We start from the raw sequence: 13,131 nt of genomic DNA, 5'->3' as shown, positions 1-13,131 counted from the left end.
ATAAAATTAAGGAATAAATAATGTAAAAATGAAAATGATATTAATGCATTAAAGCTATAACAAAACAGAAACACCTGACCCCACCCGGTCTACCCTGACCCACCTGACCCCACCTGACCCCACCTGACCAACCATAATTTCAGGCAATTTAATCAAGGCACCTTCGCAACAAATCACTTTTTTTCCTTAAACTCGTGCCCTATAAAACAACACCAATTTTTAACAATTCTAAAAAGAATCTAAGTGTCAAATAATACCAAGCACGCTTTTACCGAGCGCAAATATGTGGTAACGTTAATATGTGTAGTTAGCCTGTTTATGATGTGGGGTATTTCCATGACCATGGGCGATGTGCTTAATAAACATTTTAAGGAAGTATTGCATATATCCAAATCAAGATCAACGCTTATACAATTTTCCATTTTTGGGGCGTATGCAGTAATGGGTATACCGGCCGGTTTATTTATGAAAAGGTTTGGCTATAAGTATGGCGTATTATTGGGCCTGCTGTTGTTTGCTACCGGAGCATTTTTATTTATACCTGCAGCCGATGCTGCCTCATTTACATTTTTCAGAGTGTCATTATTTATACTGGCCTGTGGTATGGCAACGCTTGAAACTGTCGCGCATCCGTTTGCGGCAAGCCTGGGCAGCCAGGAAACCAGCGCGCAGCGTTTAAATTTTGCCCAGGGATTTAATGGTATTGGCGGTATAACAGGACCGGTTATTGGCGGTTATTTTATTTTAAGGGCCGTGCAGCTGCATTCTCATGATCTTTATTCGGTTAAAGTGGTATATACTATTATTGGTTGTGCCATATTGCTTATTGCCTGCGGGTTTTTCTTTCTAAAAATACCTGATATAAGAGAAGATGTATCAAATAAAGCTAACGTGTTAAGTGCTGCCCCAACCGAAGAAGCTAAACCGCAAAGCTTAAAGGGATTATTTAAACACCGGCATTTTGCGTGGGCTATTTTAGCCCAATTTTGTAATGTAGCCGCACAAGGTGGTACATGGGCATTCTTTATTATATATGGGGTAGAGGTGATGAAACTCCCCGCCGACAAGGCTGCATATTGGTTTGCTTTTAGTATGGTATTAAAAACTATTGGCCGTTTTTCGGGCGCGTTTTTATTGCGATATATTCAACCTAATAAATTCCTGGCTACGTTTGCTACAGGTAGTATTATCATGTGTTTGATTATTGCGCAGTCTTTTGGATGGGTATCATTTATCGCTTTAATGATGCTTAACTTCTTTTTAAGTGTAATGTATCCTACAATTTACAGCCTCGGTTTAAAGGACCTGGGGCCGTATAAGCAACAGGCTTCATCGTTTATTGTTATGGGTGTTGCGGGTGGCGCTGTATTTCCATACCTGATGGGATTAATTGCCGATCATAATGTTGCCACAGCTTATTACCTGCCTATAATTTGTTATGCATTTATTGTATTGTTTGCTGTTAAATTATCCAGGGTTAGTATAGCTCATTAAATCTGCAAGAAATAAAAAAGAACAGCAGGGCTATTAGTTTCGTATAGATTTACTTATATTTCATATAACATTTAATATGAAGTATATGAACAGGAAGCAAGCATACCGGCGCATAGAAATTACCAGAATTATAATGATTGCCATTGGCATAGTTAGTGCCGCGTTTGGGTTAAAAGGATTTTTAATACCAAATGAGTTTATTGATGGCGGTGTTACGGGTATATCCTTGTTAATAAGCTCCATTACCGGGTGGCCAATATCTATATTGATCCTGATTATTAATATTCCGTTTATTTGGTTGGGTTATAAGCGGATTGATAAACTCTTTGCTATTAAAACGTTGACGGCAATTGTAGTTTTAGCCCTGGTATTATATTTTGTAAGCTTCCCGTTAATAACTAAGGATAAATTACTGACAGCCGTTTTTGGCGGATTCTTTTTAGGCACCGGAATAGGCCTGGCTATGCGGGGCGGCAGCGTAATAGACGGAACCGAATTGTTAGCAGTTTATATTAATCCGCACTCTGTTTTATCTATAGGGCAAATCATCCTGGTTATTAATATTTTTATATTTGGTATAGCAGCCTTTTTTTTAGGGATAGAATCGGCTTTATATTCTATACTTACTTACCTGGCGGCAACACAAACTATAAATTATATAGTTCAGGGTTTTGATGAATATACTTCAGTAACTATTGTATCACCAAAAAGCGAGTTGATAAAAAATGTTATAATGCGGCATTTGCATCGTGGTGTAACTGTATATAAAGGCGAACGGGGTTTTGGCAAAACTGAAATTGAAGAAAAGCAAGTTGATATAATAGTTACAGTTATAACCCGGCTTGATGTGCAGAGGCTGGTTGCCCGCGTACAGCAAATAGATCCTAACGCTTTTATCATTACCAACTCGGTAACAGAAGTAAGAGGCGGACTAATTAAACGACAACCATTGGCTCACTAACCTAAAACCGTATAGTAGCTGTACGGGTTTTTGGCATACCTAATTTTTAAGCTATTTACACAAAGCTGAGCCTTTCCTGTTGGGTTAAACAACTGTTTGGCAGTATTTTTGCTGATTTATTGTCAGTAAAACCAGGTTGTGTCATGTTGATGACAAAATGTCTGTTAATTTTTTTAAAAATGTTAAGGGATTGGTAATTGAATTTTTTTTCATGGAAAAATTCAGGAAAATGCGTCAGACGCCATTTTTTTTCGGTTAAAATCTACTTTCGACACGTTTTATTGTGTTATATCACCTAAAAAAACCTAATATTTATAATTGTCAGTGATTTTTTCGTGTATTTCTGGCTTTTTTCAAAAAAATATTTTTTTGTCTTTAATAACGCTGTATTTTTTATTTGACGATTTTAAAACACAACTAAATTTTTATTAAAGTTGTTGGTTTGTAAATGATTTTTTTAAATACTTAATTTCAAAATTTGCGTTTTTTCACCATATATGCCTCCAAAATTTTATGGCATATTTTGTGACGATAACTGTTCAAAAGAATGCAATTTGTTCTCGCTCCTAAACCTTAAATTGAAAGATGAAGGTATATCAGAAAGAAATAATTGTTTTCTGAGAAACTATAAATCATTGAATAAATAATTAAATTAAAATCAAAACATTATGTTAGTAGTATTAGAAGTTGTTGCATTATTAGGCGCCATTATCATTCCATTGGCTTACCAGGCTAACAAAGCTGAGTCTAGAAGAGCAGCAAAATAATTTGAGTAGTCATACTCATTAACAAAAGGGATTGTCTTAGGCAGTCCCTTTTTTGTTTTAAGGTGTTGCGTTGCGCAATACATGCAACACTTTGCAATAGGGTGCAACACTTACAAAATAGTATCACCCAAAAAGTCGAATTTTTATATTAATCAGAACTTGTTTTTGTAATTGTTGATTTTATTAAATAGGTTTACGTATTACCCCAATTGCAACCTTATAGCCAAATCAATTACCTGCTGAATTTATATTATGGGTGTAGAGAATTATAGTGATTCTGAACTTATCATTCGGTTGCAAAACGATGAGATAAAAGCCTATAACAGTATCTATTTTAAATATCATCCGGCTATTTATAAAAACATTTTTAAACTGCTGAAGGATGCCGAAGGGTCTGAAAATATTTTACAGGAAGTATTTATAGCATTATGGTTAAACAGGGCAAAGTTAGATCCCCAAAAACCTGTTGCTAACTGGTTGTTTGTAGTAAGCTATAACAAATCATTAACCCATTTAAAAAAGGCTTTAAAGCAGGCTTTAACTTTTACACTGATAGAAGGCGATTTTGCCTATGATGATAATACAGACGCATTTTTAAAAGAGGCCCGGCTGCAGCTAATTAATAAGGCTTGTTTAAACCTGTCGCCCCAAAAGCAAAAGGTTTTTGACTTGTGCAAACTGCAAGGTAAAAGCTATGAGGAAACAGCGCGCGAACTCAATATATCTAAACACACCGTAAAAGAGTATTTATCAATTGCTGTTAAAAGCGTTAAAGAATATGTGGATAAACATCCTAATGATCATTTAGTGGGTATTTACCTGTTGGTTATTGCCAAAATGATGTTATGATAATGTACCTAATAGATTTGACAACTTTTTAAAAGTTGTCAAATCTTCCCTATAGTAAATAATATTTTTAATCATCCCCCCCTTTTTTATGAAAGAAGTATTTAGAGGATAAAGGCAGCGTTCCATTGCGTAAAATGAATAACGAAAGAGAACAATTAAAGCAACTACTTAATAAAGCAGAATTATCGCTTACAGAAAAGGACTGGCTTTTAAATTATATAGAAAGTACCAACGGGCACGAGTTAAAGGAGATTTTAAAGGCCGAGTTTGAAGATAGTCTTAACCATCCTCAACCATTAGATCTATGCTTCTCTAACAAAATACTCGCGCAGCTGCATCAGCAAATTGATGTGAAAAAAGCGCCACTCCACGGCATAAAGCAAATGTGGGTTAAAATAGCTGTAGCGGCATCTGTTATTGGTTTGCTTGCAATTGGCGGCTGGTTCCTTAATAATAATAACAACAAGGCTGATAATGTAGCCAATACCCCGCGCGATCTAAAAAATGATATTGGTCCGGTTACCGAAAGTGCCATACTTGCGCTTGCCGACGGCTCAACACTACAATTAGATAAGGTTAAAGACAATACAGTTATTAGTCAAAGTAATGCAAGTATCATTAAAACAAAAGGAAAACTGGCCTACAACCCGGGCGCTCTTACAAATACAATAGCCTATAACAGCGTTACCACACCACGCGGCGGTAAATACCGTGTGGCTTTGCCTGATGGCACGCAAGTATGGTTAAATACGGCCTCATCTATTCGTTACCCTACTGCTTTTGCCGGTAATAAGCGGCTGGTTGAAATTACCGGGGAGGCCTATTTTGAGGTAACCAAAAATAAAAGGATGCCGTTTGTAGTGAAAGTTAATAATTCTGAAGTGCGGGTTTATGGTACTCATTTTAATGTGATGGCTTATAGTGATGAAGCGATAGTTAAAACCACGTTGCTGCAGGGATCGGTAAAATGTGTAAATGACAAATCAAGCGTTATGCTTAAACCTGGTGATGAATCAGTACTGCAAAAGGATGGGCAATACAAAGTTTCTACCCATGTTAACGTAAATGATGCCGTAGCCTGGAAAAACGGGATGTTCCATTTTGATAGTGCAGATATAGCGTCAATTATGCGCCAGGTATCAAGAGCCTATAATGTGGGTATAGTTTATAATAAAAAAGTAAGCGACCATCATTTTGTTGCAGATATATCCTTAAATTCACCGTTATCAGAGGTGCTGAAAATACTGGAGCTAACCGGTGAGGTGCATTTTGAGATCAAAGGAAGACAAGTAGTTGTAAATCCTTAATTTTATTGATGTACAGGGCAAAAAACATTTCATGAGGGTTACTTCGGGTACCTATTAAAAATGCCTTTCGGCAGTAATATTTACGCCTTTGATTGGTAACAATTTTATCACCTAAGTGAAATTGGAGCTTAATTAACATTTTGTTATTCAATATTAATTAATTATCGCTTAATTCGTACCTGCAATCGATGTCATAAGATACGATGTGCCCGCAAACCTATTATAAAGTATAAACCCTATTAATTAAACATGAAAGTAAGAAACCTGCTTTTTTTATTCACCTGTATATTATTCGCAACGGTGGGTAACGCTCAAACAAAACAAAGCTTTTTAAAATATGTTGATCCGTATATTGGTACAGGTGGCCACGGGCATACCTTTATGGGCGCAAGTGTTCCTTATGGTGCCGTACAGGTGGGGCCAAACAATATTAATAAAGGCTGGGACTGGTGTTCGGGCTATTATTATGCCGACAGCGTTTGTGTAGGTTTTGCACAAACCCATTTAAGCGGTACCGGTATTGGCGACTTGGGCGATGTTTTAATTATGCCTTTTACAGGTGCCCCGCGTACAGACAGGGGTACACAAACTGTTTTAGGCTATTCATCAAAATACAAGCATAAAAACGAAACTGTTAGCCCTGAATATTATAGCTTAAAGCTGGATAATGGCGTTAAAGTTGAGCTGACCGCTACCGAGCGTGTTGCTTTCCATAAATATACTTTCCCGGCAAATGAGCAGGAAAATATCATTATAGACCTAAGCGAAGGTAACCAGGACAGATCAACTGATACTTATTTAAAACTGGTTGATGACCATACCATTCTGGGTTATCGTTTTTCGAGCGGATGGGCAAAAAACCAACAATTATGGTTTGCTATAAAGAGCTCTGTATCACTTAAAGACCTTAAACTATTTAATGCCAATGAGGCCAGACCGGGTACCGAATTAAAAGATAAAAAAGTTAAAGGATTAATCAGCTTTGCTAAACCCCAGGGCACAGTATCGTTTAAAGTAGGTATTTCGCCTGTTAGCAGCGAGAACGCATTGGCAAATATCAATGCCGAAATACCAGCCTGGGATTTTGCTGCCGTTGTTAACCAGGCAAAAGCCAAATGGGAAAAAGAGTTATCAAAAGTTGCTGTTGAAACCAGTGACCTTGCCCATAAAAGAACTTTCTATACCGCGCTTTATCATACTATGATAGATCCGGCATTGTTTAATGACCATGATGGCTCATATCGCGGTACAGATAAAAAAGTTTATCCAAACCCGGGCTTTAACAATTACTCTGAATTTTCTTTGTGGGACATCTATCGCTCAACAGCTCCTTTAAGTACTATCATTCATCAGGATAGAGTTAAAGATTTTATTAATTCATTATTAGTAGCATACCAGCAGCAGGGCAAATTGCCTATATGGCCGTTAATGGGTAACGAAACTGATTGTATGGTGGGTTATAGCGCCGTGCCGGTAATTGTTGACGCTTATTTAAAAGGCTACAAAGGCTTTGATGTAAATTTAGCTTACGAAGCGCTTATCAAATCATCAACCCGTGATGATTATGGGATGAAATACATTAAAGAGAAAGGTTATATTCCTGCTGATAAAGAATACGAATCAGTATCAAAAGCGATGGAATATGCTATTGACGATTGGTGCATTGCCCAGATGGCGAAAAAATTAGGTAAAACTGCCGATTATCAAGAGTATACCAAACGTGCGGGCTACTATAAAAACTATTTTGATGAGTCCATCAAATTTGTTCGCCCAAAAATGAGCGATGGCTCATGGAAAACACCTTACGATCCATTAAAATCTATCCACGGTAAAGGCGACTTTACAGAAGGCAACGGCTGGCAATATACCTGGCTGGTACCACAGGATGTAGAGGGTTTAATTGCTTTAATGGGCGGCGATAAAGGCTTTATAGATAAATTTGATGAGTTTTTTAAAGTAACAGGCGATATGGGCGCTGAAGCATCTTCCGATATTTCGGGGCTGATAGGCATGTATGCGCATGGTAATGAGCCAAGTCATCCCATGACCTATATGTATGCTTTTGCCGGTGTACAATGGAAAACCGCCGAGAAAGTGAGGCAGGTAATGCGCGAGTTTTATACGGATAAAATTGACGGATTGGCCGGTAACGAAGATTGCGGCGCCATGTCATCATGGTATATTATGTCGTCGATGGGATTTTATCCTTGTAACCCCGCAAGCGGAATTTATGTAATGGGCAGCCCGTTATTTGATAAGGTGAAGATTGATGTGGGCGGCGGTAAATTCTTTACAACAACTGTAATTAATAACAGCAGCAAAAATATCTACATCCAAAGCATGGAGCTAAATGGTGTAAAATATGATAAAAGCTTTATCAAACACAATGACGTTATGAAAGGCGGCAACCTTAAAATAACCATGGGCGACAAGCCGAATTATAATTTTGGTAAGCTGGCTGTTAACAGGCCAAAATCACAAATAGAATAAATAACTTTAAACTAATATTCCTTTATAAAAACGCTAACAATGAATAAAAGTATTTCACGCTTATTTACAACAGCTTCTTTATCAATAGCAGCTTTGTTTTATTGCACCGCACCCGTTGTTGCCCAGAAAAAAAGCAGCAGCGCCAAAGAAGACAATCTACAATATGTGGACCCACGGATAGGTAACGTTGGCGCTTTATTGCAGCCTACACGCCCAACGGTTCAATTACCTAACCAGGTAATGCGGATGTATCCAATTAGGGCAGATTATATTGACGACCAGATTTCCAGCTTTCCGTTATGTATAGTTTCGCATCGTTTAGGCGAGGTGTTTTCTTTAAAACCATCGGTAAAAGTATTGTCGCTTACAGACTGGCGCGCAAAACAAACCTGGGATCATGAATTGGAAGTAACACGCCCCTGGTATTACTCCACTTATTTAATTGACGATGAAATAACGGTTGAGTTTACAGCAGGTAAAAAAACAGGTTTATACCGTTTTGAGTTCCCGGCCAATGCAGCGCATAAAACATTGCTTTTCGGGCTTTTAAATCCAGGTGTTGGTTCATTTAACTTTAACGGCAAAGAAGTAACCGGTACAGAAACCTATCATGATAACATTAAAGTTTACCTGTACGGTACATTTAGCGCCGAAGGTAAGGCCGGTGTTGTTAAAGATGGAAAGATAGCCGATGAAACCAGTGTAGAAGGCAAAGGCGTACGTTCATTTATTAGTTTTGCACAAAGCGCGTCAAACAAAATTGAGTTCAGGTATGCTATATCATACATAAGCCCCGAGCAAGCTAAAAAGAATTATACCAAAGAGCTAACCGGCAAACAATTTGCCGATATTAAAAATGCAGGCGAAAAAGCATGGGCCGATGTAATAGGTAAAATTAATGTTGAGGGTGGTACCGAGGCTCAGAAACGTTCATTCTATACAGCATTTTATCGCTGCAACGAACGTATGGTTAATATAACCGAAGATGGTCAGTACTACAGCGGCTTTGATAATAAAATACATACAATTACTAATAACAGGCCGTTTTATGTAGATGACTGGACATGGGATACTTACCTTGCCCTGCATCCGTTACGTACCATATTGAACCCTAAGCTGGAAGGCGATATGGCAAACTCTTATGTGTTACAATACCAGCAATCTGGCTGGTTACCAACCTTCCCGGTATTATTTGGCGACCATGCTTGTATGAATGGCTTCCACTCTACAACAATGCTGTTGGATGATTATCGTAAAGGCATCCGTGATTTTGATGTACCTGCCGCTTATGATGCTATGGTAAAGAATGCTACACAGGCTACCATGCTGCCATGGCGCAACGGGCCAAAAGGCACATTAGAAGATTTTTATTATGCTAAAGGTTATTATCCTGCTTTAAAAGTTGGCGAGAAGGAAACCATACCTGAAGTAAACTCTTTTGAAAAAAGACAAGCTGTCGCGGTAACCTTAGGAACCTCTTTTGATGATTGGTCGCTTGGGCAAATGGCTAAAGAATTAGGTAAGAATGATGATTATACAAAATTCAATGCTCGGTCTAAAAACTATAAAAACCTGTGGAAGGACGATATAAAAATGTTTATGCCTAAAGATGCAGATGGCAACTGGATAAACATCGATCCTAAATTTGATGGTGGTGTTGGTGGTCGTGATTATTTTGATGAGAATAACGGATGGACCTATTTATGGCAGGTACAGCATGATATTCCGGGTTTAACAACCCTTATGGGCGGCAAAGCTGCAATGCAGGCTAAATTGGATCAGTTGTTCCGCGAGCCGCTTGGCCGCAGTAAGTATGAATTTTGGAGCAAGTTCCCTGATGCTACAGGCCTGGTAGGCGAATTCTCTATGGGTAATGAGCCAAGCTTCCATATCCCGTACTTATACAATTATGCAGGCGCTCCGTGGAAAACACAGGCACATATTCGCCTGTTATTAGATCTATGGTATAAAGACAACGTATTTGGTATTCCGGGTGATGAAGACGGTGGCGGTATGACAGCTTTCGTGGTATTTTCTTCAATGGGATTTTACCCTATTACGCCGGGTAGTCCAATTTATACCATAGGCAGCCCGGTATTTAAAAAGGTTACTATTAATCTGCAAAATGGCAAACAATTTACTATGATAGCAAACAATTGCTCTGTAGTAAATAAATACATTCAGAGCGCGAAATTCAATGGCAAAACCATTAATACACCGCAATTTACACATGCCGAATTAGTGGCTGGTGGTAAATTGGAGTTAGAGATGGGTCCAAAACCAAACAAAAGCTGGGGATTAGATTAATTCAGTCAAATGAAATATATTAATATGATTAAAAGAGCAGGTTTTATACCTGCTCTTTTTTTGTTTATGATCATCGCTTGCCATAACATTGCTAAAGCGCAAGGCATAAAGTTTAACCGCGATATATCACCAGCCGAAGGGATAATCACCCCACAGGAAAAACCATACCGCGAAGAAATATGCCTTAATGGGCGTTGGGATTTTCAGCCGGTAGCTATACCACAAGGCTGGATAGCTAACAAAGGTGTAGCACCTGAATTGACCGCACCTGAAGCTGGTAAATGGGAAGAAACTAAGATCAAGATACCATCACCGTGGAACGTGAACAATTGGGGTGGAGGAAGCAATGTAGGTAAGGGTACAAATCAGCCTTACGCGCCGTCGTCTGTTTATTATCCAAGCTATCCCAAGAGTTGGGAGAGTGTTAGGATGGGCTGGTTAAAACGCCGGTTCAGCGTGCCTGCAAAATGGGTGGGCAAACGCATTATTGTACATTTCGAAGCCATAATGGGTGATTTTGTGGTGATGATAAACGGCAAAAAAGCAGCCCAACATTTCGGCGACTATTTACCTTTTGATGTTGATGTAACCGACTTTGTAAAAAGCAATCAAAGCAACGAATTGCTGGTAGGGGTAAGGAACCGCAATCTATTTAACAAAACAGATGCTAAGTACCGCTATTTCCGTTCCACCTACCCGCCGGGATCAAACACCGATGGTTTGGTTGGTATATGGCAGGATGTATTTTTAGTTGCTGTACCACCGGTGCGGATAACTAATGTATTTGTAAAACCATGGGTTGATAAAGATCTGTTGGAGTTTGATCTGCAACTGATCAATCAAACTAAAAAAGCGCAGAAAATATCGCTTGCCGGCAATATTAAACAATGGATAAACCTTGCCGGTAAAGATGTGTTAACTGCTCCCGAAATTAAATGGCAGCTGGGAAAAATCGCCTTAATAAATATAGCCACATCGTCAATAACGCTGCAACCAGGCGAATTAAAAAAGATAACGCTTAGTACCAAAGTTAAGGGCCGTTTAAAGTATTGGAGTCCGGCTACGCCTAATTTATACACGGTAGTATTAAATGTAAATAATCAAAAGCAGGTTATTGATACTAAAAGCGAACGTTTTGGCTGGCGCCAGTTTAAAATTAATGGTAAAGACTTTTACCTGAATGGTAGCAAAATTCAGTGCTTTGCAGATATACAACACCCGTTTGGGGCCTATGTAGAATCGCGCAGGTTTGCCTATGCCTGGTTTAAAATGATTAAGGATTTTGGCGGTAACGCCGTGCGCTTGCACGCGCAGCCATGGCCGGCAACCTATTTAAGTTTAGCCGATGAAATGGGCCTGATGGTATTGGATGAAGCCGCGCTTTTCGGCAGCTCGCTTTCATTGAATTTTGGCGAAGAGATTAGCTGGGAGCGCACCGCCAAGCATGTTGACGATTTGGTTATGCGCGACCGTAACCACCCGGCAGTTATTGGCTGGAGCGCGGGTAATGAGTTGTTTGCTATATCGGCCTATAATAAACCTACTCCCGATATTGCTGCTATTTGGGAAGAAAAAAGTGTTGCATTGGCACGTCGCCCCGCGCTGCTTGATCCTACCCGCGATTTTATAACCGATGATGGTGATGAAGATATGCACGGAAAACTGGCTGTTTGGAGCAAGCACTTCTCGCATGGTATTACCCTGGAGCGTTTGCCTAAAGTGGTAGGCAAGCCGTTGGTTGTAGGCGAATCGGGGGCTACTTATTATGGTAAGCCAAATCAATTGGTGCAGTTTGCAGGCGATAAACCTTACGAATCTTACTACGGGCGTAACGAAGCATTGGCGGTTGATGTTTATCAAAATGTAATTAAAATGGCCAAGCCGTTGCTGGCTTATTATTCACCGTCCGAAGTTAGCTGGTTCGGTATAGAACATATGAATTTGGGATACAGTGATTATTCGCGCCTGCCCGATCTGAACGACGGTATTTTCGCCGGCAAACCTTATGAGGAAGGCAAACCGGGTTACCAGATAGAACGTATTCCGCCTTATGTAACAACGTTTAATCCGGGATTAGATCCTTCATTGCCATTGTATAAACCTTTGCCAATGTTTGAAGCATTAAAGGCAGCCATGGCAGGTAAACCGGGTAAGTGGGATCATATTCTGGATACTGCCCGGCAACAAAAATTTATCCCAACAGAAGCCAAATTTAGCCGAGCCATATTTATAGGTAAAATGGATGGCGCATTAGCTAAATTCTTTAATAACATTGGTTTAAGTTTGGATGGGAATAAAGAAACCGCCTCATTAATAATTATTGATGGCGATAATGTTGCCGCAAGTGAGTTGGAACAAAATAAAGCTATAATTGACCGTGTTAAAAAAAATGGCGGCTTTGTATGGGTATTGGTATCGGGCAATAACCAGCCATCAAAAGCGGTGAATGATCTGCTGCCATTTGCATTGCAATTAGGCGAATTTAAAACCACCGATCTGCAAAGCAATAAGGCTGATGCCGTGGGTAAATTATTCAGCATCCGCGATCTGTATTTCTCTGAAATGAATGGCGATAAATACATTCTGAAACAGGCTATTGAAGGTGATATTTTAAATCATGGTTCGATAGTGTTGGAAGCCGGAGAAATTGACTGGAACCTGTTACTTGGCTTTCCTGAAAATAAAAAATGCGCGCAAGTTGTATTATATGAGCATTTGATCAAACCCAAAAATGCGGCCATGCTTAACCTGCCGTTTGGTAAAGCTAATTTGGGTGTAAGTTCTATTGATTATAATATTCTAAACCAAACAACAAGCGTGTTCTGGCAAAAGTTATGTAACGCAATGGCTATACGGTTAACGGACAAGGCTGCTGCCACAGACAGTGGTGCTAAAAAACAACATGATCTGTTAATGGATGGGCCTATAAATTAGGCCATCCATTAATTCATTTTCT

General features: G+C 39.2%; 7 protein-coding genes. All 7 read left to right on the top strand.

The genetic code is table 11. The features are described from left to right. Positions 1–243: 243 nt before the first annotated feature. The 7 genes from fucP to JWR23_RS00890 all read left to right on the top strand — a co-directional run bounded on the left by fucP (position 244) and on the right by JWR23_RS00890 (position 13,109). Positions 244–1,494: an L-fucose:H+ symporter permease gene (fucP, locus tag JWR23_RS00920; protein WP_299511771.1), complete on the top strand. Its 1,251-nt coding sequence runs from the start codon at positions 244–246 to the stop codon at positions 1,492–1,494. Between the two features lie 85 nt (positions 1,495–1,579). Further along, positions 1,580–2,455 carry a YitT family protein gene (locus tag JWR23_RS00915; protein WP_299511768.1) on the top strand — a complete coding sequence of 292 codons (876 nt, stop codon included), beginning with the start codon at positions 1,580–1,582 and terminating at the stop codon, positions 2,453–2,455. A 1,019-nt stretch (positions 2,456–3,474) separates the two neighbouring features. Further along, complete coding sequence (locus JWR23_RS00910) at positions 3,475–4,071, top strand: sigma-70 family RNA polymerase sigma factor (RefSeq protein ID WP_299511765.1); 597 nt, start codon at positions 3,475–3,477, stop codon at positions 4,069–4,071. Positions 4,072–4,205: 134 nt separating this feature from the next. Continuing rightward, the gene (locus JWR23_RS00905) at positions 4,206–5,378 is read left to right on the top strand and encodes a FecR family protein (RefSeq protein WP_299511762.1); all 1,173 of its coding nucleotides are present in this window, start codon (positions 4,206–4,208) and stop codon (positions 5,376–5,378) included. Positions 5,379–5,627: 249 nt separating this feature from the next. Further along, the gene (locus JWR23_RS00900) at positions 5,628–7,868 is read left to right on the top strand and encodes a GH92 family glycosyl hydrolase (protein ID WP_299511760.1); all 2,241 of its coding nucleotides are present in this window, start codon (positions 5,628–5,630) and stop codon (positions 7,866–7,868) included. 39 nt (positions 7,869–7,907) lie between these two features. Beyond that, on the top strand, positions 7,908–10,175 hold the full coding sequence (locus JWR23_RS00895; protein ID WP_299511758.1) for a GH92 family glycosyl hydrolase: 2,268 nt from the start codon (positions 7,908–7,910) through the stop codon (positions 10,173–10,175). A 9-nt stretch (positions 10,176–10,184) separates the two neighbouring features. Continuing rightward, positions 10,185–13,109 carry a glycoside hydrolase family 2 protein gene (locus JWR23_RS00890; RefSeq protein WP_299511756.1) on the top strand — a complete coding sequence of 975 codons (2,925 nt, stop codon included), beginning with the start codon at positions 10,185–10,187 and terminating at the stop codon, positions 13,107–13,109. Positions 13,110–13,131: the final 22 nt, after the last annotated feature.

Origin of the sequence: Mucilaginibacter sp. (assembly GCF_028288205.1) — a bacterium.
GTDB lineage: Bacteria > Bacteroidota > Bacteroidia > Sphingobacteriales > Sphingobacteriaceae > Mucilaginibacter.
Note: the sequence above shows the minus strand (reverse complement) of the source record. Positions and strands in the feature narration are given on the sequence as shown.

Coding starts and splice junctions, on each gene's coding strand:
- JWR23_RS00890 (WP_299511756.1), top strand. CDS start 10,185: ATGAAATATATTAATATGATTAAAAGAGCAGGTTTTATACCTGCTCTT.
- JWR23_RS00905 (WP_299511762.1), top strand. CDS start 4,206: ATGAATAACGAAAGAGAACAATTAAAGCAACTACTTAATAAAGCAGAA.
- JWR23_RS00910 (WP_299511765.1), top strand. CDS start 3,475: ATGGGTGTAGAGAATTATAGTGATTCTGAACTTATCATTCGGTTGCAA.
- JWR23_RS00895 (WP_299511758.1), top strand. CDS start 7,908: ATGAATAAAAGTATTTCACGCTTATTTACAACAGCTTCTTTATCAATA.
- JWR23_RS00915 (WP_299511768.1), top strand. CDS start 1,580: ATGAACAGGAAGCAAGCATACCGGCGCATAGAAATTACCAGAATTATA.
- JWR23_RS00900 (WP_299511760.1), top strand. CDS start 5,628: ATGAAAGTAAGAAACCTGCTTTTTTTATTCACCTGTATATTATTCGCA.